This window comes from Mycobacteroides immunogenum (assembly GCF_001605725.1).
Classification (GTDB): Bacteria; Actinomycetota; Actinomycetes; order Mycobacteriales; family Mycobacteriaceae; genus Mycobacterium; species Mycobacterium immunogenum.
In genome coordinates, this window is sequence record NZ_CP011530.1 from 1,628,909 (window position 1) to 1,651,087 (window position 22,179).

The following is a 22,179-nucleotide window of genomic DNA, read 5'->3' on the forward strand; positions in this document are numbered from 1 at the left end:
ACCGGCGACTACACGGAAGGAAATCTCATGTCCGATATCCCTATTCGACTGGCTGTGCTCGATATGGCAGGAACCACGGTGGCCGATGGCGGATTGGTGTTGCGGGCCTTCGAAACCGCGGCAACCGCCGGCGGTATCGAGGAGTCCGGGCCCGAACGGGATCGCGCCCGTCAGTACGTCATCGACACCATGGGGCAATCCAAGATCGTGGTGTTCCGGCACCTGCTGGGCGACGAGGACAGGGCTCAGTACGCTAACCGGGCCTTCGAGGACGCATACGATGCGCTGATCGCCGACGGCCATGCCAAGCCGATCGAAGGTGCCCAGGAGGCCATTGCGAAGCTGCGGGCAGCGGGAGTCAAGGTTGCGCTGACGACCGGTTTCAGCGCCTCTACCAAAGAAAAGCTGCTGGCGGCGCTCGGTTGGACCGATATCGCCGACCTGACGCTTGCACCCTCGGAAGCTGGGCGCGGCAGGCCATTTCCGGATCTGGTGCTGGCATCGGTGCTTCGCCTGCGCGTCGATGATGTTCGTGAGGTGGCGGTGCTGGGCGATACTGCCAGCGATGTACTGGCCGGACATCGCGCGGGCGCGCAGATTGTGGCAGGCACGCTCACCGGTGCTCATGACGCGGCGCAGCTCGGCGCCGCGCAGCCTACCCACATTGTGCATTCGGTGGGGGAGTTCGCCGACCTCGTCTTGCCTCGAGTCTGAAAGATCCAGGGATGAAATCTCTCTGGTGGATGCGGATGTCGATATGGGTTCTGCTTGCGCTGGCTGACGTCTCGACGGTGAGTGCGTGCGGCGGCACCGGAGGTGGCAACGGACCAGATTCCGTCACCGTCTACAGTGCCGATGGGCTGGGACAGTGGTACCGGGCCCGCTTCGCGGAGTTCACTCAAAAGACCGGAATTTCAGTGAATCTCGTGGAGGCGGGTTCTGCCGAGGTGGTGTCCCGGGTGGCCAAGGAGAAGGCCAATCCGCAGGCTGATCTATTGGTCACCTTGCCGCCTTTCATCCAAAAGGCAGCGGACAGTGGACTGCTCGCTGATGCCGGTGTCGACTTCTCCGTGGTTGTCGAGAACAATCGGGACAAGGACGGCCGATATGTTGCCATCGTCGACAACTACCTGACATTCATCGCCCACCCCCTAGCGGCCCTGAAGGACGCACGGTGGGACGACTTCCTTGACCCCCGGCTCAAGGGCAAGGTGCAGTATTCGACGCCGGGGCAGGCTGGCGACGGGACCGCGATGCTGGTTCTGCTTCAACACCTCATGGGCGACCAGGGCGCTCTTGACTATCTAGGCAAGCTGCAGCACAACAACGTCGGGCCTTCCAGCTCTACCGGCAAGCTGCAGCCGAAGGTCAGCAATGCCGAGCTATGGGTGGCCAATGGGGACGTCCAGATGAACCTGGCTTCGATCCGCGACGACCATTCCAACTTCTCGGTGTTCATTCCCGCGACCGGAGACGGCAAGCGGGCCACGATCTCGCTTCCGTACGCCGCCGGAATCACCGACGGAGCGCCGCATGTGGGGAACGCGAGGAATCTGCTCGGGTACCTGCTGTCGGTGCCCGTGCAGCAGACGGTTTCGCGGGACGCGCTGGGTATGCCGGTGCGCGCCGATGTGAAACCCGAATCGGGACCCGGCACCCCGGCGAAAGTCCTTGAGGGGGTCGATATCTGGCACCCGGACTGGGATCGGGTTGTCGCCACCCTCGATGCCTCATTGAGTGCCTATCAGAATGCGACGGGGAGCTGACATGGATAACAGTGCCGAATTCTCCTCGCGTAAGGAGCTCGTCGGCGAGGCTGTCGTGGATACGAATGCCGGCGCCGTGCCGTCGGTACCTGCGCGGGCTCAGACACCGGCCATCATCTTCGACCACGTGACCGTCGCCTATGGGCGTGGCCGGAAGAGGTCGGAAGCGTTGCGAAACTTCACGCTACGCATCGCCCGCGGCGAGACGGTGGCGCTACTGGGCCCCAGCGGATCGGGGAAGTCCACCGCACTGAAGGCACTCGCCGGATTTGTGCGGCCGGTTTTCGGCACCGTCCGATTGGACGGCGAGGATGTCACCGATCTGCCGCCCGCGAAGCGCGGAATCGGCGTGGTGGTGCAGTCCTACGCGCTGTTTCCCCATATGCGGGTGCGCGACAATGTTGCCTTTGGGCTGCGGGCGCGGCGAACCTCATCCGATCGGGTCACGGCGCGCGTGGATGAGGCGCTGGCGATGGTGAGCATGTCCGCCTACGCCGACCGCTACCCACGTGAGTTATCGGGTGGCCAGCAGCAACGTGTTGCCATCGCGCGCGCCCTAGCCATCCGGCCCCGGGTGCTACTTCTGGACGAACCGCTCGCCGCGTTGGACGCTCAACTGCGCCAGTCAATGATCGCCGAGCTGCAGCAGCTACGCGAGACCCTGTCGGACACCGCCATGCTCTACGTCACCCACGATCAGAGTGAGGCGCTGGCGCTGGCGGACCGGATCGCTGTCATGCGTAACGCCGAACTTGTCGATATCGGCACCGCGCAAGATCTCTGGACGCGGCCGCCCACCGACTTCACCGCGAACTTCCTCGGTGGCGCCAACCTGATCCCGTGCACGGTTGGCCGGGTATCGGGTGAGTCTGCCCTGGTCTCGGTGGGGGACAAGATGTTCAGTGCCATCGCGCCGAAGCCCGGCATTGGCCGGGACCCTTGGGCGCCCGGCGCGAATGCTCTGATCTGTGTGCGCCCACACGCGCTGTCGGTGGTGGCGGCAACGGAGCCTGGTGCGCTACGGGCGCGGGTGGCCACGCAGATGTGGCGAGGCGCGTCGACCAGGCTGGCCCTCGCGATCGCTGGATTCCCCGACCAGTTGATCGAGGCGGATGTGCCCGGGCACGGTGACTACCTGTCAAATTCTATTGTGGGCGTGAAATTTCCGGAGCCGGCCGGTGTGCTCGTCACGACGCCCGGGGACGTGCGATGACCGCGGTTCTGGAGTGTGCGGAGCCGGCCAGCGCACCAGTGCGCCGGGATCCGCGGCGAACCGCATCCGTTCTATGGGCCCTGCCGCCGCTGCTGGCGGTGCTCGTCATCGTCGGTTACCCGTTGCTGCGCGTGCTATCGAATTCTACTGAAGGAGAAGGGAAAAGCAGCTGGCCGGCGGTACTGGTCTCGGCCGCGTTCCAGCGAGCCCTGGTGACGACCGCCCACATTGCCGTGCTCACCACGGCCGGCTGTCTGTTGTTGGGCACATTCATCGCCGTCGTGTTGTCGTTCGTACCATTCCCGGGCTCGGAATTGGTGGGCCGCCTCATCGACACGGTGCTCGCGCTTCCTTCCTTCCTGATCACCCTCGCGTTCACCTTCCTGTACGGCACCGCCGGTGCGGTCAACGCGGTCATCGCGGCCATCTCGGGCGGCTCGCGGCCATTGGGCTTTCTTTCCAGTCCGACGGGTGTCATCTTGGCCGAGATCACCTTCTTCACGCCGTTTGTGGTGCGGCCCTTGCTCGCCGCGTTCGCGACAGTCTCGCGTGAGCAACTCGACGTCGCGGCCAGTCTCGGTGCGTCGCCATGGCGGGTGTTGGGAAAGGTGGTGATGCCGGAGGCCTGGCCGGCGTTGATGGCGGGCGGCAGCCTGGTATTGCTCCTGGCGCTGAACGAGTTCGGGATTGTGTTGTTCACCGGCGCCAAGGAAGTCGTCACCCTGCCCGTACTGATCTATACCCGGGGGATAGTCACCTTTGATCTGCCCGGCGCCGCCGTCATCGCGTCTGTTCAGGTGGTGCTGTCGCTGGCGCTCTACGGTTTGTATCGGATCATCTTCTCGCGCATGGTGTCCGGGCGATCACCTGCCCGCCAGAAGGGAGTCTGAGATGTTGTTGTGGAACCGGCGCAGCAGGATCTTCCTGTGGACGATCTTCGCACTAGCTGTCACCACGGTCTTCGTGGCGCCGATTGCCACGGTGGCGCTGGCCGGGTTCGCCGGACGATGGACCGGTCCATTGCCCTCAGAGCTCGGCCTTGGACGGTTCGAAAAGGCTTTGAGCGGAGATGATCTCGCGAGTTTGACAGTCAGCCTGCAGACCGCGCTCGTCTCCAGCGGTATCGCGCTGATGCTCGGTACGTGGGCCGCGCTGAGTGTGCGCGAGGTGCCCTCGTGGTTCCGTCGGATCATTGACGCGGTCTTTCACCTGCCGATAGCGATCCCGTCGGTGGCCATCGGCCTGGGTCTGTTGACCGCCTTCAACGAACGCCCCTTCCTGCTCGGCGGAACGAAATGGATAGTGATCGTCGCGCACACCGCGCTGGTTCTGGCCTTCGCGTTCAGCGCGGTGTCCGCGGCGCTGGAGCGTCTCGATCCGGCCTACCGGCAGGTGGCCGAGTCGTTGGGGGCTGGATCAGCGCGAGTACTGCGAACGGTGACCTTGCCACTGCTGACGCCGGCGCTAGGGGCGGCGGCGGGGCTGGCGATCGCGCTGTCGATGGGTGAACTCGGTGCCACGGTGATGGTGTACCCGGCCACCTGGCGCACTCTGCCGGTCACCATCTTCGGCCTGTCGGACCGAGGTCAGGTGTTCTCCGCCGCGGCATCGACAACGTTACTGCTGCTGGTGACACTGCTTGCGCTGCTGCTGGTCGGTAAGTTGCGGGGCAAGGCGGCTCTTCGGTAGCCAGAACCCGCCCCAACCGCGACCGTCACTCCTATGATGTCGCTGTTCACCTCGGAAGACGGGTACGCATTGGCTGATACCGGCGCCGGCCACCATCGTTGGGTGGCACAACCTCACAGCGAGGACGAAGGTCCCATCGCGGAGGCGGAACGCCGTGCGGCACAAATACGTTCGGACGAGCATCCGCTGGGCCGCCGCGGCACCACCTGGAACCGTCACGCGCCGTTCTATGTGGGGTTGACGGCATCGGTGGGTGTGGCCGTCACCTACGGTGCGGTCCAGTTGCTCGGTGCCATGTCGTCTGTGTTGACCCTCATCGGACTGGCGATGTTTCTTGCGTTGGGACTCGAACCCGCGGTGTCCTGGCTGGTCATCCACAAATTCCCGCGCTGGGCGGCGGTGCTGACGGTGGTGCTGATCGCCTTCGGGGTGCTGGCGGCCTTTCTGGCCGCCGCGATTCCGCCGCTTGTTGAGCAGGGAACGCAACTGGTTCAGCAGGCCCCGCATTACCTGCAGTCGGCACAAGACCATTCGTCGCTCGTCGGGCGAATCAACGAGCGGTTCGGAGTGCAGCAGCGCGTCGGTGACTTTGTGAACAAGGAGGGGCAGACCGCGTTCTCCGACCTGCTACGCGCCGGAACAGCAGTCTTTGGAGCCATCACCGATGTCGGCATCGTCGTGGTGCTGACCATCTACTTCCTCATTGATATGCCCCGCATCCGGGCAGCGGTGTATCGCCTAGTGCCGCATTCACGTAGACCACGCGCGGTACTCATCGGCGACGAGGTGTTCGCGAAGGTGGGAGCCTACGTCGGCGGCAATCTGACCACCTCGATCATCGCCGGTTTGGCCACCTTCATCTGGTGTGTCGCGTTCGACGTGCCCTATGCGGTGCTGCTCGGGGTGTTCGTGGCGATATTCGACCTGATTCCCTACGGATCGACGATTGCGGGCGTCGTCGTCGCCGCAGTGGCGCTGACGGTCTCGGTACCGATAGCCGTCGCGACCCTGGCGTTCTATGCCTGTTTCCGCTGGTTCGAGGATTACGTGCTGACCCCCAAAGTGATTGGGCGCGTGGTCAAGGTGCCCGCGGGCGTCACCGTGGTGGCCGTGCTGATCGGCGGGGCACTGCTGGGCATCGTCGGTGTGCTGGTGGCGATCCCGGTCGCGGCGGCGATCCAGGTACTCGCGCAGGAGTTACTGTTTCCGGCACTCGATGAGGCGTGACCTACTGATATAGGTACACGGTCTCAGCGGCGCAGGGCGGGCGGTCCTTGCCCTCGATCTCGTACTTGATTCCGTAGGTTGCCTCGACGGTGCCCTTGTCGCGCAGCTTGGCTGACAGCAGCGTCACATGTCCGCGCACGCGCGCGCCGACATGCAGCGGCGCCGGGAAGCGCACCTTGTTCACTCCGTAGTTGAGCACCGCGTCATACGAAGCGATCTCGAGCACTTCGTCCAGGAACGCCGGGGCCAGTGCGAGCGTGAGGTAGCCGTGCACGATGGTGCCGCCGAATGGGCCGGATTTGGCGCGTTCGGTGTCGATGTGAATCCACTGCCGGTCACCTGTCGCGTCGGCGAACTCGTTGACCTGTTCCTGGGTGATCTGAACCCAACTGCTGGTACCCAATTCGACTCTGCCCAGGGACAGCAGCTCCTGTGGTGTCGCCAGCTTCGTGGACATACCGCGCGCTCCTTCTCGGGTCGTGGTGCCTGGTCGCATTACCGACTGCTCACGCCGGCTGGACTCTTCATACCCGAGATCGCATGCCTGCTACGGGACAATGCCGAAATCCGAACGGGCGCTGAATGCGAGTACTGTTTGCCGACATGAGGTGGTCGCTGGCGCTTGTGCTCGCGTTGCTGCTGGCGGTGACGGGCTGCCGACAGGGGGTCGACGGCGAGGCGACCGCGGAGCGGGGAGCCGGACCGTCTGGACCGATCCAGCCCGCACAGCTCGACCAGCTCCTGACTCCGTCTCTATCGCTCACGGTGACGCCCGGTAAGCCGCTCTTCGAAACCGATATGCAATCCGCGCTGTGGACCGGGGCCGATCCCGCGGAGTGTCAGGGAGTTGTCGGGTATGGCCGCCATCCGCTTTTCCCGACGAACTACACCGGTCGTGAGGCGCGCACACAGACCGACAACCAGTTCCCCAACCAGCACCAGCTCCTCGAGGTTTCGGCCACGTACCCGGCTGACTTCCAGGCGGCGAAATTCCTGGAGTCGGTCCGCGCGACGGTGTCCAGATGCCAGCGGTCCGTGGCGGCCTGGGGAGACGACGAGAAACGTCATATGGTCACACCCGGTCCGGTGACTCCCGGCTCACCCGACATGGTGCGGTGGTCTACGAATCTGGATGGAGATCAATGGATTTGCGAGTTCACAATGATCGCCAAGGCGAATGTGATTTCGCAGCTGGTCACCTGCTCGCCGGATCGGTCCATCGACAATACGGCGCTATCGAATCAGCGGCTTCAGAAGATCGACGAGCTTGTGAACTCGAAGGTCTGAGCCAGGTCAGGACGCTTCGCGTGCCGCGATGTCTTGGGCGAGCAGGTTCTCTGCCCGTTCGATGATGGCCTCGACGGTGAAGTCGAAGTTGGCATCGGAGATGGTCGCGATGGAATGGCCGCGCGTCGCCAGCTCGTGCAGGGTAGGGGCGAGCGTGGCGCTCGGCACCAGAGTGCGGGCCTTTCCTGATGCCGGCATCACGGTGTCCATATGTTCAAGCACCACGATGCCCCGAATGTGCAAGGACAGCGCGAAGTACACATCCAGCGCGTTGTCCGGACTGAAGCCGACACCGATCAGCGTGCGCACGAGTGACTCCAGGTTTTGGATACTCGCCTGCAGGGCCTCACTGCTGAGTTCACTGGTGCGCATCAGGATGAGCTCGACCAGTACGGGGCGCTCTCGAAACGCCTGGCGCATCCGGTGGGTGTGGTTGCGCAGCGCGTCCTGCCAGGTTTCGTCGCCAACGAACGGTGCGGCGAAGTGGTACTGCTTGGTCGCGCGGTCGGTCATCGCGTCGAGTAGCTCATCTTTTTTGCGGAAGTACCAGTAGATACTGGTGACACCGACGTCGAGATGCTTCGCTAGCAGCGGCATGCTCAGCCCACATATGCCAATTTCCTCGGCGAGCTCAAACGCCCCGGCGATGATGTCCTCAGCTGATATCGAGCCGCGGCGCCGCCGTTCCCGCTTGGGGGTGTGTGAAGGGCTCTGTGTGCTGGTCGTCCTGGCCTCGCGGCCGGCACCGGCATGTCGCATGTGCAATCCTCGTCGTGCCCCCGTTGTGTCGCTTTATCCCCGTCCCACCGTTGAAGGCCCTGATAGCAAGTTGGCAGGATACCGCAGAAACATGGCGGCACGGTTGGCTCCCCGGGGCGGCCAGTTCGCTGCGCCAGGGACGCGGGGCTACTTTCCGGGATTTGCGCGGTGGGATCACCAGACGCGGTGGCATGGCGGTCCTGACGTAGCGGCCGTGTTGCAGATCTGGTAATACCCCTGTGCGGTGTGCCGGCGTGCGGGCACCATTGACACTCAGGCTGGCGGCATCAAGAAGGGTGTGGCAATGGCGATAGACAGGGATATCGACAGCGATATCGGCGAGGACCACGACGAGGAGCCCGGGGCAGACTCAATCACCACCGACACCGCCAAGCCCGCGCGGGCCGGGTGGTGGGTGAGGCAGTACACCTTCACGGGCACCGCGGTTGGCCTGGTGTTTCTCTGGCTCTCGATGACCCCGTCGCTGCTTCCACGCGGCCCCCTGTTCCAGGCACTGGTGAGCGGAGGCTCCGGGGCCATCGGTTACGCGCTCGGCGTGCTGGCGGTATGGCTGGTGCGCTACATGCGGTCCAAGGATTCAAGCCCCAAGGCCCCGCCCATCGCGTGGCGGATTCTCGTCGTGGTCGGGTTGGTCGGCACGGTCTTGATGATCGTCTGGTTCCACTTTTGGCAGGACCGTGTGCGTGATCTCATGGGCGTACCGAGATTGAGTTTCTGGGCACATCCGCAGACCGCGGTGATGTCGATCATTGTGTTGTTTGTTCTCGTGGAGATCGGTCAGCAGATTCGCCGGCTGATCCTGTTCCTCATCGCGCGGCTCAACCGTGTTGCCCCCAAACGCGTCTCCGCGGTCGTAGCTGTCACGCTGGTGGTAGCCCTGGCGATGGCGCTCATCAACGGTGTGGTCGTCAGAGTGGCCATGGACTTCCTGAACAACACCTTCTCCGCGGTGAACAACGAGGAGAGCCCGGACAACCCGGCACCAACCACGTCCTTGCGCTCGGGTGGGCCTGGTTCGCTGGTCTCGTGGGCGTCCCTGGGTAATCAGGGGCGTGCCTTCGTCGGCGGTGGCGCGACCGTTCAGCAGCTCTCGGCATTCAACAAGGCGCCGGCCACCGAACCGATCCGCGCGTACGCGGGTCTGGAGTCGGCAGACGGCATCAAGGCGGCGGCCGATCTTGCCGCGCGTGAACTCGAACGCGAAGGCGGCCTGCACCGCAAGGTGGTCGCGGTGGCCACCACAACGGGGACCGGCTGGATCAATCAGGCCGAGGCGGATGCGCTCGAATACATGTACAACGGCGACACCGCCATCGTGAGCATGCAGTACTCCTTTCTGCCCAGCTGGCTTTCGTTCCTGGTGGACAAGGAGAACGCGCGTCAGGCGGGGCAGGCATTGTTCGAGGCGGTGTCCGCGCGGGTGCGTGCGATGCCGGAAGCCGTGCGGCCCAAGCTCGTGGTGTTCGGCGAGAGCCTCGGATCGTTCGGGGGCGAGGCGCCGTTCCTGTCGGTGAACAACATCGTGGCGCGCACCGATGGTGCGCTGTTCTCCGGTCCCACGTTCAACAACTCCATGTGGTTGGAGGCGACTCACAACCGCGACGATGGGTCGCCGGAGGTGCTGCCCATCTACGACAACGGAAGAAACGTTCGATTCGTCTCGCGCCCAGAGGATCTCAATCGTCCCGCGGATCCTTGGGCGCGCCCTCGTATCGTCTATCTCCAGCACGCGTCGGATCCCATTGCCTGGTTCAATCCCGATCTGATCCTGAGCAAGCCCGACTGGCTGCGCGAACCTCGCGGCTACGACGTGTTGCCCAGCATGGAGTGGATACCGTTCGTCACCTTCCTGCAGGTATCCGCCGACATGGCCGTCGCGGTGAATGTCCCTGACGGGCATGGCCATGTCTATGTCCAGGCCGTCGCCGACGCCTGGGCCGCGGTGTTGCAACCGCCGGGGTGGACACCCGAAAAGACGCAACGGCTGCGGCCGCTGTTGCACTCGGGGGCGTAGCGGGCCACCCGTGGGAGGCGAATGTTCCGTACGGTGGCAAGGTGAGCCACACCCTGGGGTCGAGTAACTACGTGACGACCGCCGACGGGCGTGCCTTGCATTATCAGGTGGCGGGCAGCGGTGAGCCGACGGTTGTCTTCGAATCGGGAATGGGTTTCTCGCGAACCGCGTGGGGCCTGGTGCAACCCCTTGTCGCGCAGCGTTTTCGGTCGGTCGTCTATGACCGTGCGAACCTCGGGCGCAGCGACGACGATCCTGCACCCCGCACGCTGGAACGGATCACCGCGGATCTGGATGCCCTGCTGGCGGCGCTCGGCTCGGGTCCCTACATCCTGGTGGGCCACAGCTACGGCGGAACCATCGCGCTGGCCTCGACGGTGGCCGATCCATCCCGCGTGGCGGGTGTTGTGCTCGTCGACCACTCCGATGAGAACCTCGACGCGTACTACCGGCCAACGTCTCGGGGCCTTCGGCTCCTCGGCGCAGTCCACCGTGCTGTGCTTGACGCGATGGGCAGGGTGGGCCTGCTGCCACATCTCGTTCGCCGCATGATGCCCCGGATGCCCCGCGATGTTCTCGACGACATGGTGTCCGAAGACCTCACCGCGCGGGCCCGGCGGGCCGCCGACGAGGAGGACCGCCGGTTCGTCGCGGGGATGACCGGGCTGCGCGATAACCCGCCCGTTCTTGACGGCATCCCGGTCACCGTGATCTCGGGAGCGCGCGCGGAGCTTCTCAATGAGGAGACCCGATCGGAGCTGAACGCCGCGCATCAGCTGACAGCGCATCGGCTCGGGGCGCGCCATGTCGTGGCCCGCAAATCCGGGCACCAAGTCGTCCTCACCGAACCACGTCTGATCGCCGACGAGGTGTTCCGGATCGCCGACGCCTAGCGGCGCGTGTGTCGCATGTGACAAGCGTGGCTGACGTGTTTATTGAGGTAGCTGTCGTAATCTGAGGCCCGAGTTCTTCGGAGTGCCCGGAACGGCTTGGTGAGGTAGCAGTGGTGTCCATATCCCGGCGGGATGTCCTCAGATATGCCGCCGTCCTGCCTGCCGCGGCGGCATTCGGCGGCGCAGCGGCAGGGGCAATCCCACGGGCGAACGCGGCGTCGCTGGGAACACTGATCGACTATGCCGGCGGCGTCCCCACACCCGAGTCGATCAAGGCCGCCGGGCACCTGGGCGCCATCAGGTACGTGTCCGATCCGCGTAACCCGGGGCTGTCGGCGGGTAAGCCCATCAAACTCATCGAGGCACGCGATCTGTACCGGGCCGGCCTCAAGATTGTTTCCAACTATCAGTACGGCAAGCAGGACACGGCGGACTGGCTCGGTGGTCGCGATGCGGGGATCAAGCATGCACAGCGAGGTTGGCAGCTACACGTGGCGGCCGGTGGTTCCTACAACGTGCCCATCTATGTCTCGATAGACGACAACCCGACCGCTGAGCAGTACAAGAACCAAGTGGCGCCGTACCTGAAGGCGTGGGAGTCGGTAGTGGGGCATGCGCGCACCGGGCTGTACGGCAACTCCAAGACCATCGATTGGGCCCTGCAGGACGGGCTGTGCTCGTACTTCTGGCAGCACAACTGGGGCACGCCGAAGGGCTTCGTGCATCCCGAGGCGCACCTGCATCAATTCGAGATCGACCAGCGCCGGGTCGGTGGAATCGGCGTGGACCTCAATGACATTCTCAAGCCCGATTTCGGGCAGTGGGCCTAGCACCTGATTCGGTGAAAGCGCTGGTGGAGCGTCCGATGATGGGTAGCCCGCGGTGCGACAGTGGTGATCGCGGCCGAGCTTCGGGGGCGATTGCCGGTGGTGTTTTTTCGGTCTCGTGCCTCGGCTGACTGCACAGATGCCGTCCCGGCGCGTAGTACCGGGCTATCCCGAAGCTCTGCTGATGCCCGAGCCCGCGTTGCGCCGGATTATTGGTTCGGACCGAGGCGGCCGTCGGTGCGGGGCGGCACGATGGTGTGGTTGAGACTCCAGGCGTTGAGGGGAGTGTTGACGGTATCGGTGACCCCTGGCCGGCTGGGTAGGCGGCGATGTGCGTGCCACCAGACAAACATCATTGGTCACATTAGACACATCAGTAACAGGACTGCTTGGGTCACAGCAAACATTCAACACCGGTTCTGGGTTTTCGCTGTTCCTGAGCCATCCGCCGAGCCGCTGAACGCGACACGCGCGTATGTGGCCGGCGCCACTCAAATTCAATATAACGATTCGATAACAATCTATGTCTGATCTGCGATGTTATACCTACTCGACCGTAACCACCCGCATGCAGCACGTTTGATTTGGCGGTTGGTTGCCAGCGGCTGGCCTGGTGTTACTGAAGCGGTGGTTACTCCCGCGTAGAACTCGGCAGTAACTATTACGCCAGAAGAAATCGCCACCCCTCTTATGACACTCTTAAGTCCAGACCCTGCGGTGATGGTGCAGATGAAGGCGCCACAACACGCCCCGATCGACAGAGACGACGACACGGGTGCGGCTGGACTCACGACTGACGGAAAGACGGGTAGGCGGCGACGTGACGATCAACGAATACGACAAGGTGACCAGCTCTGAGGACCCCGACGCCAATGGTGCGGTTGATCCGGGTCCCGGTGCGGGCCCCGCGCTGATCGACCGCCTGGAGTCCGGCGAGCCCTACGCGGTGGCGTTCGGAGGCCAGGGCAGCGACTGGCTGGAGTCGCTCGCGGACCTGGCAGCCTCGGCCGGTATCGAATCTGAGCTGGCCACCCTCGCGGGTGAGGCCGAGCTGCGGCTGGAGCCCGTCGCCAAGGAGCTCGTCGTTGTTCGTCCCGTCGGCTTCGCACCGCTCACCTGGGTGCGTGCGCTCACGGCCGAGGAGCCCGTCCCCGCCGCCGCGCAGTTGACCTCGGCCGCGGTTTCGATGCCCGGCGTGCTGCTGGCCCAGTTGGCCGCTATCCGCGCGCTGAAGATCCAGGGTCTCGATCTGGCGCAGCTGCCGCCCGTCGCCGTCATCGGGCATTCGCAGGGCGTACTGGCCGTCGAGGCGCTCAAGGGGCACGGCGCGCGCGATGTCGAACTGTTGGCGATCGCTCAGCTGGTCGGTGCCGCCGCCACTCTGGTCGCGCGTCGGCGCGGCATCGTGGTGCGGGGAAACCGCACCCCCATGGTGTCGGTGACCAACGTCGACCCCGAGCGCATCAAGGCGCTGCTCGATGAGTTCGCCCAGGACGTCCGCACCGTGCAGCCGCCCGCGCTGTCCATCCGCAACGGCCGCCGTTCCGTCGTCATCACCGGCACCCCCGAACAGCTGTCGCGTTTTGAGCTGTACTGCGAGCAGATCGCCGAGCGAGAGGCGGCTGAGCGCAAGGACAAGGTGCGTGGCGGTGCCGTGTTCAGCCCGGTCTTCGACCCGGTCAATGTCGAGGTGGGCTTCCACACCCCGCGTCTGGCCGACGGTGTCGAGATCGCCGGCCGCTGGGCCGCCGCGGCGGGTCTGGATGTCGAACTGACCAAGGCGCTGACAGAAGCCATCCTGGTCACCCCGGTCGACTGGGTGAATGAGGTCAACCATGTGGCCGACGCCGGTGCCCGCTGGATCCTCGACCTTGGTCCCGGAGATCTCCTCACCCGCCTGACCGCCCCCGTCATCCGCGGGCTGGGCATCGGGATCGTGCCCACAGCCACCCGTGGCGGGCAGCGAAACCTCTTCATGCACGGCGCGGTTCCCGAGGTCGCCCGCGCGTGGACGTCATTCGCCCCCACCGTGGTGTCACTGCCGGACGGCTCGATCAAGCTTTCCACCAAGTTCACTCGCCTGACCGGCCGTTCGCCGATCCTGCTGGCGGGTATGACTCCCACCACTGTCGACGCGAAAATCGTTGCGGCAGCTGCAAATGCGGGCCACTGGTCCGAGCTCGCCGGCGGCGGTCAGGTTACCGAAGAGATCTTCAGTAACCGCATTCAGGAGCTGACGACTCTGCTGGAGCCGGGCCGTCAGATCCAGTTCAACTCGCTGTTCCTGGATCCGTACCTGTGGAAGCTGCAGGTGGGCTCGAAGCGCTTGGTGCAGAAGGCTCGTCAGGCCGGCGCGCCGATCGATGGTGTCGTTGTCACGGCGGGCATTCCGGAGCTGGAAGAGGCCGTCGCGCTCATCGACGAACTCACCGAAATCGGCTTCGCGCACATCGTCTTCAAGCCCGGAACGGTCGAGCAGATTCGCTCGGTGGTGCGCATCGCGGCCGAGGTGCCCACCCGCCCGATCATCATGCATGTGGAGGGCGGCCGCGCGGGTGGACACCACTCGTGGGAGGATCTCGACGACCTGCTGTTGGCGACCTACTCGGAGCTGCGTTCGCGTTCCAACATCACCGTCTGTGTGGGCGGTGGCATCGGTACGCCGGAACAGGCCGCCGAATACCTCAGCGGCCGTTGGGCCTTGAAGTTCGGCTTCCCGCTGATGCCGGTCGACGGCATCCTCGTCGGTACCGCGGCCATGGCCACGCTGGAGGCCACCACCTCGCCGTCCGTCAAGCAGATGCTGGTCGAGACTCAGGGCACCCCGGAATGGGTGTCCGCCGGAAAGGCGCAGGGCGGCATGGCCTCCGGGCGCAGCCAGCTGGGCGCCGACATCCACGAGATCGACAATGCGGCATCGCGCTGCGGCCGCCTGCTTGACGACGTCGCCGGTGACGCCGACGCGGTAGCCAAGCGCCGCGACGAAATCATCGCCGCGATGGAATTGACGGCCAAGCAGTACTTCGGCGACGTCGCGGAGATGACCTACGCGCAGTGGCTGGCGCGTTACGTGGAGCTGTCCATCGGTGAGGGCGACAGCACCGCCGACACCGCAGTGGCCCACTCGCCGTGGTTGGACATCACCTGGCGGGATCGCTTCGAGCAGATGCTGAAGCGCGCCGAGGCTCGTTTGCACCCCAAGGACTTCGGGCCCGTCGAGACCCTGTTCGTGGACGACACGCTGCTGGAGCGCCCGGCCGACGCCATCGCGGCCTTGCTGCAGCGTTACCCCGAGGCAGAGTCCATCAAGCTGCACCCGGCCGATGTGCCCTTCTTTGTCGCGCTGTGCAAGAGCCTGGGTAAGCCCGTCAACTTCGTGCCCGTCATCGACAAGGATGTGCGGCGCTGGTGGCGCAGCGACTCGCTGTGGCAGGCGCACGATGCCCGCTACACCGCCGAGCAGGTCTGCATCATTCCCGGCACCGCCGCGGTGGCAGGCATCACCCGGGTCGACGAGCCGGTGGGTGACCTGCTGAACCGGTTCGAGCAGAAGGCCATCGACGAAGTGGTAGCCGCCGGTGTCGAGCCGCTGCCGGTGCGTTCGCGCCTGCGTCGCCGCTGGGATGTCGAGGGCCCGCTGGCCACCGTCCTGGACGCGCCAGATGTGCTGTGGTCCGGACGTATTGCCGTCAACCCGGTGCACCGGATCGCCCCCGATGGCGCCTGGCAGGTCTTCGAAGACCGCACCGCTTCACACCCGTCGACCGGTGCACGTCTGGAGGTCACCGGCGACGACTCGGTGCGTTTGAGCGTGCCGCTGTCGGGCACCTGGGTCGACATCGATCTGACCTTGCCCGCCACCACTCGCGACGGAGGCACCCCGGTGGTGACCACCGAGGCCGCGGCCGCCGCCATGCGGACCGTCCTCGCGGTAGCCGGCGGTGCTGAGAACCCAGCGATGCTCCCGCGTGTGGAAAACGGGACCGCACGCGTTGTCGCGCACTGGGATCCGGAGCGCGTGGCCGATCACACCGGAGTCACGGCTGTGCTTCCCGCGCCGTTGGCACCCGGATCGTCGATCGTGCCGGACGCGTTGGTGGGATTGTGCTGGCCCGCGGTGTTCGCCGCCATCGGCGATGCCAAGACCGAGGACGGCACCGGAGTTATCGAGGGGCTGCTCTCGCTGGTGCACCTGGACCACGCGGCGCACCTGCTCTCCAAGCTTCCCGCCGAGAGCGCCGAACTGACTGTTACCGCAACGGCTTCCACGGCCACCGACACCGAGGTCGGCCGCGTCGTCCCAGTTGACGTCACCGTGGCGGCGGCCGACGGCACCGTGCTGGCCACCCTGAAGGAACGATTCGCGATTCTGGGCCGCAATGGCGCTGCCGCGCTGGCAGACCCGGTGCGTGCCGGCGGTGCGCTCTCCGAGCACGAAGAGGACACCACTCGTCGTCGCCGGCGTGACGCAAAGATCTTCGCTCCCACCGACATGAGTGCCTTCGCGGTGGTGTCGGGTGATCACAACCCGATCCACACCGACAAGTCGGCAGCGCTGCTGGCCGGGCTGGGATCGCCCATCGTGCACGGCATGTGGCTTTCCGCCGCGGCCCAGCACGTGGTCACCTCGGCGGACGGCTCCAGCACACCGCCGCGCACACTCATCGGCTGGACCTCGCGGTTCTTGGGCATGGTGCAGCCGGGCGACGAGGTTGACGTGCGGGTGGACCGCGTCGGAATCGATTCCGGTGCAGAGGTTGTGGAGATTCAGGCCAAGGTCGGCAGCGATCTGGTGATGTCGGCCACCGCCCGTCTGGCAGCACCCAAGACGGTGTACGCCTTCCCAGGCCAGGGCATCCAGCACAAGGGCATGGGCATGGATGTGCGCTCGCGCTCCAAGGCCGCCCGCAAGGTCTGGGACAAGGCCGACAAGTTCACCCGCGAGCGCCTCGGCTTCTCGGTGCTGCACGTCGTGAAGGACAACCCGACGAGTCTCATCGCCGGTGGCGTGCACTACCAGCACCCCGAGGGCGTGCTGTACCTGACGCAGTTCACCCAGGTGGCGATGGCCACGTTGGCCACGGCGCAGATCGCGGAGATGAAGGAATCGGGCTCGTTTGTCGAGGACGCCATCACCTGTGGTCACTCCGTGGGTGAGTACACCGCGCTGGCCACCGTCAGCGGCGTCATCCCGCAGGACGGCCTGCTCGAGGTGGTGTTCCACCGCGGATCGGCCATGCATGACATCGTGCCGCGAGATGAGCAGGGGCGCAGTAACTATCGTCTGGCTGCCATCCGCCCGTCGCAGATCGGTCTGGAAGATGCCGATGTCGAGGCGTTCGTCGCTGACATCGGGGATCGTTCGGGAGAATTCCTGCAGATCGTGAACTTCAACCTGCGCGGTTCGCAGTACGCCATCGCCGGAACGGTGCGCGGCCTGGAACTGCTGGAGGCCGAGGTCGAGAAGCGCCGTGAAGCGTTCGGTGGCCGTCGTTCCTTCATCATGGTGCCCGGTATCGATGTGCCGTTCCACTCTGAGGTGCTGCGCGTCGGTGTCGCCGAGTTCCGTCGCTCCCTCGAGCGCGTCCTGCCGATGGACGGTGACCCGAACCTGATCATCGGCAAGTACATCCCGAACCTGGTGCCCAAGCCGTTCACCCTGGATCGTGAATTCATCCAGGAGATCCGTGATCTGGTGCCCGCCGAGCCGCTGGACGAGGTGCTCGCCGACTACGACACCTGGCGCAACGAGAAGCCGGTGTTGTTGTGCCGCAAGGTGCTTATCGAGCTCCTGGCCTGGCAGTTCGCCAGCCCGGTGCGGTGGATCGAGACCCAGGACCTGCTGTTCACCGAGGAGGCCGCAGGCGGTCTCGGTGTGGAGCGGTTCGTCGAGGTCGGTGTGAAGTCGATGCCGACGGTCGCGGGCCTGGCCAACAACACCCTGAAGCTGCCCGAGTTCAGCCACAGCTCGGTCGAGGTGCTCAACGTCGAGCGCGACCACGCCGTGTTGTTCGGTACCGACAGCGATCCCGAGCCTGAGCCCGAGATCGAAGAAGTCGCGCCGGCACCGGCAGACGCCGCCGCGGCTCCGGCCGCCGCCCCCGCCGCACCGAGCGGCGGCCCGCGTCCGGACGACATCGGGTTCGATGCCTCCGACGCGACGCTGGCGCTCATCGCACTGTCCACCAAGATGCGTATCGACCAGATCGAGCCGGTGGACTCCATCGAGAGCCTGACCGACGGCGCCTCCTCGCGGCGTAACCAGCTGCTGGTCGACCTGGGTTCCGAGCTGAACTTGAGTGCCATCGACGGTGCCGCCGAGGCGGACCTGTCCGGGCTGCGGGTGCAGGTCACCAAGTTGGCGCGCACCTACAAGCCGTTCGGCCCGGTGCTCTCGGACTCGATCAACGATCAGCTCAAGACCGTCTTCGGGCCGTCGGGTAAGCGCCCCACCGCCATCGCCGAGCGGGTCACCAAGACTTGGGAACTCGGCCCGGGCTGGGTCAAGCACGTCACTGTCGAGCTGTCTCTGGGTACCCGCGAGGGCACCAGTGTTCGTGGCGGCGACCTCGGTGGACTGGCCCCCAGCACGCTGGCCGATGGCAATGCGGTGGACGCGGCGATCGACGCCGCCGTGGCCGCAGTGGCAGGCCGCCGCGGTGTCGGTGTGTCGCTGCCGTCGGCCGGTGGTGGTGGCGGTGCGACCGTCGATGCCGCCGCGCTGAGCGAGTTCACCGATCAGATCACCGGGCGTGACGGCGTGCTGGCCTCGGCCGCCCGTCTGGTACTCGACCAGCTTGGGCTGTCGACTCCGGTCGCCGTTCCCGGCGGTGCCACCGATACCGAGCTCGTCGAGCTGGTCTCGGCCGAATTGGGCTCGGACTGGCCGCGTTTGGTGGCGCCGACGTTCGACGGCAAGAAGGCCGTGGTGTTCGACGACAGGTGGGCCAGCGCCCGCGAAGATCTGGCGCGACTGTGGATCACCGAGGAAGACGAGATCGACAGCCAGTGGGCACAGCTGGCCGAAAGTTTTGAAGGTGCCGGGCATGCCGTTGGCACGCAGGCCAATTGGTGGCAGGGCAAGTCGCTGGCGCAGGGCCGCAACGTGCACGCCTCGCTGTACGGGCGGATCGCCGCCGGTGCAGAGAGCCCCGAGCAGGGCAAGTGGGGTGACGAGGTCGCGGTGGTGACCGGTGCCTCCAAGGGCTCGATCGCCGCGTCCGTGGTGGCCGCGCTGCTGTCCGGTGGGGCGACGGTCATCGCGACCACGTCACGTCTGGACGAGGACCGGTTGGCGTTCTACCGCAACCTGTACCGCGAGAGCGCGCGGTTCAGCGCCAAGCTGTGGGTGGTACCGGCCAATATGGCCTCGTACGCCGATATCGACGCACTGGTGCAGTGGGTGGGCACCGAGCAGTCCGAAAGCCTTGGGCCGATGTCGATTCACCTCAAGGACGCGCAGACCCCGACGCTGCTGTTCCCGTTCGCCGCACCGAAGGTGGTGGGGGACCTGTCGGAGGCCGGGTCGCGTGCCGAGATGGAGATGAAGGTGCTCCTGTGGGCCGTGCAGCGGCTCATCGGTGGCCTGTCGGCCATCGGTGCTGAACGCGATATCGCCTCGCGGCTGCACGTGGTGCTGCCCGGTTCACCGAACCGCGGCATGTTCGGTGGCGACGGCGCGTACGGCGAATCGAAGGCGGCGCTCGACGCACTGGTCACCCGCTGGAAGGCGGAGTCGTCATGGGCGTCGCGAGTCAGCCTGGCGCATGCGCTGATCGGCTGGACCCGTGGCACCGGCCTGATGGGGCACAACGACGCCATTGTCACCGCCGTCGAAGAAGCGGGAGTCACCACGTACTCCACCGCGGACATGGCGTCGATGCTGCTGGCGCTGTGCAGCCCGGAGGCGCGTGTACAGGCCGCGCAGGCGCCGGTGGAGAAGGATCTCACCGGCGGGCTGGCCGAGGTCCAGCTCGATATGGCCGAGCTGGCCGCCAAGGCCCGCGAGGACATGGTGAGCACGGCAGCCAAGTCCGATGAACTCGACGACGAGGACGATCCGAATTTCATTGCGGCACTGCCGTCTCCGCCGCGCGGATACACCTCCACGTTGCCGCCGGAGTGGGCCGATCTGGACGTCGACCCCGCAGACCTGGTGGTCATCGTCGGTGGTGGCGAGCTCGGTCCGCTGGGCTCCTCGCGTACCCGCTACGAGATGGAGGTCGACGACGAACTGTCGGCGGCCGGCGTGCTGGAGCTCGCCTGGACGACCGGTCTGGTCAAGTGGGAGAACGATCCCGAGGCCGGCTGGTACGACACCGAAACCGGTGAATTGGTGCCGGAGTCGGAGCTGGTCGAGCGTTACCACGACCGAGTGGTCGCCAACATCGGTGTCCGTGAGTTCGTGGACGACGGCGCGATCGATCCCGATCACGCGTCGCCGCTGCTGGTTTCGGTGTTCCTGGACAAGGACTTCACCTTCACGGTGTCGACCGAGGCCGAGGCCCGCGAGTTCGCGAAGTGGGATCCCGAGCACACCGTGATCCAGCCGTTGGCCGATGGCAGCGACTGGCAGGTGACCCGTAAGTCGGGCACCGAGGTTCGGGTGCCGCGCAAGACGAAGCTCTCGCGGACCGTCGGCGCGCAGATCCCGACCGGTTTCGATCCGACCGTGTGGGGCATCACCCCGGACATGGTCAGCTCGATCGACCGGGTGGCGCTGTGGAACATGGTCGCGACGGTGGATGCGTTCCTGTCGGCGGGCTTCACCCCGACCGAACTGATGCGCTGGGTGCACCCGAGCCAGGTGGCCAACACCCAGGGCACCGGTATGGGCGGCATGACCTCGATGCAGACCATGTACCACGGCAACCTGTTGGGCCGTAACAAGCCGAACGACATCCTGCAGGAAGTGCTGCCGAACGTCGTTGCCGCACACGTGGTGCAGTCCTACGTCGGTTCCTACGGTTCGATGATTCACCCGGTGGCCGCGTGTGCCACCGCGGCGGTATCCGTCGAGGAAGGCGTCGACAAGATCCGGCTCGGCAAGGCGCAGCTGGCACTGGCCGGTGGGTTCGACGACTTGACGCTGGAGGCCATCATCGGCTTCGGTGACATGGCCGCGACCGCCGACACCGAGATGATGCGGGCCAAGGGCATTGCGGACAAGCGGTTCTCGCGTGCCAACGACCGTCGCCGCCTCGGCTTCGTGGAGGCACAGGGTGGTGGCAGCGTGCTGCTGGCGCGCGGCGATCTGGCCCTGAAGATGGGTCTGCCGGTCCTCGCGGTGGTCGGGTACGCGCAGTCCTTCGGTGACGGTGTGCACACCTCCATCCCGGCTCCGGGACTGGGTGCGCTGGCGGCCGGACGCGGTGGCAAGGACTCGGATCTGGCACGCGCGCTGAACAAGCTGGGCGTGACCGCCGACGACATCGCCGTCATCTCCAAGCACGACACGTCCACGCTCGCCAACGATCCCAACGAGACCGAGCTGCACGAGCGGCTCGCGGCTTCGCTGGGACGCTCGGACGGTGCGCCGCTGTTCATCATCTCGCAGAAGAACCTGACCGGTCACGCCAAGGGCGGTGCCGCGGTGTTCCAGATGCTGGGCCTGTGCCAGGTGTTGCGCGACGGCGTCATCCCGCCGAACCGCAGCCTGGACTGTGTCGATGATGACCTGGCCACCAGTCAGCACTTCGTGTGGCTGCGCGAGTCGCTGCCGCTGAAGGAGAAGCTGCCGCTGAAGGCTGGCCTGGTGACGAGCCTCGGCTTCGGTCACGTATCGGGTCTGGTCGCGCTGGTGCATCCGCAGGCCTTCATCGCATCGCTGCGTCCAGAGGATCGTGCCGACTACGAGAAGCGTTCGCGCGAGCGTGTTCTGGCCGGACAGCGTCGTCTCGCCTCGGCCATGGCCGGTGGCCGGCCGATGTACGAGCGCCCGGACGGACGCCGCTTCGACCACGACCATGACGAGTCGGAGAAGCGTCAGGAAGCCTCGATGCTGCTGGATCCAGGTGCGCGCCTGAGTGAGGACGAGGTCTACCACCGGTGATTGTCGGTATCGGGATCGACCTAGTGACCATCTCCGAATTCGGAGAGCAACTAGCCAGTCCCGGAACTGCTTTCGGGTCCGCGTTCACGCCGGGAGAGCGGCGTGACGCGGCCTCGAAGACCGGAGGCGAGGCGCGATACCTGGCGGCTCGGTGGGCGGCCAAGGAGGCCGTCATCAAGGCGTGGTCGGGGTCGCGGTACTCGCAACGGCCGGTATTACCGGAGAACATTCACCGGGATATCGAGGTGGTGACGGACACCTGGGGCCGCCCGCGCATCCGGCTGTCCGGGGCGATTGCCGAGTACCTGGCGGATATGACGATGCACGTGACGCTGACGCACGATGGCGACACGGCGGCGGCATTCGTCGTGCTGGAGCAAGAGGGCGGCGAAGCCTCCCCCTAACCGTCGAGTGTGAGCGCTACTGCTCACA

Annotated in this window: 14 protein-coding genes; 12 read left to right on the forward strand and 2 right to left on the reverse strand. The window is 65.6% G+C overall.

Features of this window, described 5'->3' with window-relative positions:
- Positions 1-27: 27 nt before the first annotated feature.
- Genes ABG82_RS08085 through ABG82_RS08110 form a run of 6 tightly spaced genes read left to right on the forward strand, consistent with a single transcriptional unit; the run spans position 28 to position 5,895 of the window.
- Positions 28-714 carry a phosphonatase-like hydrolase gene (locus ABG82_RS08085; protein WP_043076042.1) on the forward strand — a complete coding sequence of 229 codons (687 nt, stop codon included), beginning with the start codon at positions 28-30 and terminating at the stop codon, positions 712-714.
- 11 nt (positions 715-725) lie between these two features.
- Positions 726-1,766: a 2-aminoethylphosphonate ABC transporter substrate-binding protein gene (locus ABG82_RS08090; RefSeq protein WP_078343556.1), complete on the forward strand. Its 1,041-nt coding sequence runs from the start codon at positions 726-728 to the stop codon at positions 1,764-1,766.
- Between the two features lies 1 nt (position 1,767).
- On the forward strand, positions 1,768-2,979 hold the full coding sequence (locus ABG82_RS08095) for an ABC transporter ATP-binding protein (RefSeq protein ID WP_078343557.1): 1,212 nt from the start codon (positions 1,768-1,770) through the stop codon (positions 2,977-2,979).
- Positions 2,976-3,869: a 2-aminoethylphosphonate ABC transporter permease subunit gene (locus ABG82_RS08100; RefSeq protein ID WP_043076040.1), complete on the forward strand. Its 894-nt coding sequence runs from the start codon at positions 2,976-2,978 to the stop codon at positions 3,867-3,869. The genes ABG82_RS08095 and ABG82_RS08100 overlap by 4 nt, the downstream gene beginning before the upstream one ends.
- Before the next feature lies 1 nt (position 3,870).
- Positions 3,871-4,668, forward strand: a complete 798-nt coding sequence (locus ABG82_RS08105) for an ABC transporter permease (RefSeq protein ID WP_043076039.1) — start codon at positions 3,871-3,873, stop codon at positions 4,666-4,668.
- 33 nt (positions 4,669-4,701) lie between these two features.
- Positions 4,702-5,895, forward strand: coding sequence for an AI-2E family transporter (locus ABG82_RS08110; protein ID WP_234707967.1), 1,194 nt, complete (start codon positions 4,702-4,704; stop codon positions 5,893-5,895).
- Between the two features lies 1 nt (position 5,896).
- Here the strand turns inward: ABG82_RS08110 and ABG82_RS08115 are convergent, their stop codons facing one another.
- Complete coding sequence (locus ABG82_RS08115; protein ID WP_043076038.1) at positions 5,897-6,352, reverse strand: MaoC family dehydratase; 456 nt, start codon at positions 6,350-6,352, stop codon at positions 5,897-5,899.
- 146 nt (positions 6,353-6,498) lie between these two features.
- Between ABG82_RS08115 and ABG82_RS08120 the strand changes: the two genes are divergently transcribed.
- Positions 6,499-7,182 carry a sensor domain-containing protein gene (locus ABG82_RS08120; RefSeq protein ID WP_043076127.1) on the forward strand — a complete coding sequence of 228 codons (684 nt, stop codon included), beginning with the start codon at positions 6,499-6,501 and terminating at the stop codon, positions 7,180-7,182.
- Positions 7,183-7,188: 6 nt separating this feature from the next.
- Here the strand turns inward: ABG82_RS08120 and ABG82_RS08125 are convergent, their stop codons facing one another.
- A complete protein-coding gene (locus tag ABG82_RS08125; RefSeq protein ID WP_043076037.1) occupies positions 7,189-7,941 on the reverse strand; it encodes a TetR family transcriptional regulator in 753 nt (250 codons plus the stop codon).
- A 265-nt stretch (positions 7,942-8,206) separates the two neighbouring features.
- On the opposite strand from ABG82_RS08125, the gene ABG82_RS08130 reads away from it, so the two are divergent.
- From ABG82_RS08130 to acpS, 5 genes are all read left to right on the forward strand, one after another.
- Positions 8,207-9,976, forward strand: a complete 1,770-nt coding sequence (locus ABG82_RS08130) for an alpha/beta hydrolase (protein ID WP_043076126.1) — start codon at positions 8,207-8,209, stop codon at positions 9,974-9,976.
- A 71-nt stretch (positions 9,977-10,047) separates the two neighbouring features.
- Positions 10,048-10,869, forward strand: a complete 822-nt coding sequence (locus tag ABG82_RS08135) for an alpha/beta fold hydrolase (protein WP_043076036.1) — start codon at positions 10,048-10,050, stop codon at positions 10,867-10,869.
- Between the two features lie 110 nt (positions 10,870-10,979).
- On the forward strand, positions 10,980-11,699 hold the full coding sequence (locus tag ABG82_RS08140; protein ID WP_043076035.1) for a DUF1906 domain-containing protein: 720 nt from the start codon (positions 10,980-10,982) through the stop codon (positions 11,697-11,699).
- An 817-nt stretch (positions 11,700-12,516) separates the two neighbouring features.
- Positions 12,517-21,747, forward strand: a complete 9,231-nt coding sequence (locus ABG82_RS08145; RefSeq protein WP_043076034.1) for a type I polyketide synthase — start codon at positions 12,517-12,519, stop codon at positions 21,745-21,747.
- Entirely contained in the window at positions 21,744-22,151 is a 408-nt protein-coding gene (gene acpS / locus ABG82_RS08150) for a holo-ACP synthase AcpS (RefSeq protein ID WP_043076033.1), read from the forward strand. Before ABG82_RS08145 ends, acpS begins: the two co-directional genes overlap by 4 nt.
- The last annotated feature ends 28 nt before the right edge of the window (positions 22,152-22,179 follow it).

Coding starts and splice junctions, on each gene's coding strand:
- ABG82_RS08085 (WP_043076042.1), top strand. CDS start 28: ATGTCCGATATCCCTATTCGACTGGCTGTGCTCGATATGGCAGGAACC.
- ABG82_RS08115 (WP_043076038.1), bottom strand. CDS start 6,352: ATGTCCACGAAGCTGGCGACACCACAGGAGCTGCTGTCCCTGGGCAGA.
- ABG82_RS08090 (WP_078343556.1), top strand. CDS start 726: ATGAAATCTCTCTGGTGGATGCGGATGTCGATATGGGTTCTGCTTGCG.
- ABG82_RS08100 (WP_043076040.1), top strand. CDS start 2,976: ATGACCGCGGTTCTGGAGTGTGCGGAGCCGGCCAGCGCACCAGTGCGC.
- ABG82_RS08105 (WP_043076039.1), top strand. CDS start 3,871: ATGTTGTTGTGGAACCGGCGCAGCAGGATCTTCCTGTGGACGATCTTC.
- ABG82_RS08120 (WP_043076127.1), top strand. CDS start 6,499: ATGAGGTGGTCGCTGGCGCTTGTGCTCGCGTTGCTGCTGGCGGTGACG.
- ABG82_RS08125 (WP_043076037.1), bottom strand. CDS start 7,941: ATGCGACATGCCGGTGCCGGCCGCGAGGCCAGGACGACCAGCACACAG.
- ABG82_RS08095 (WP_078343557.1), top strand. CDS start 1,768: ATGGATAACAGTGCCGAATTCTCCTCGCGTAAGGAGCTCGTCGGCGAG.
- ABG82_RS08110 (WP_234707967.1), top strand. CDS start 4,702: ATGATGTCGCTGTTCACCTCGGAAGACGGGTACGCATTGGCTGATACC.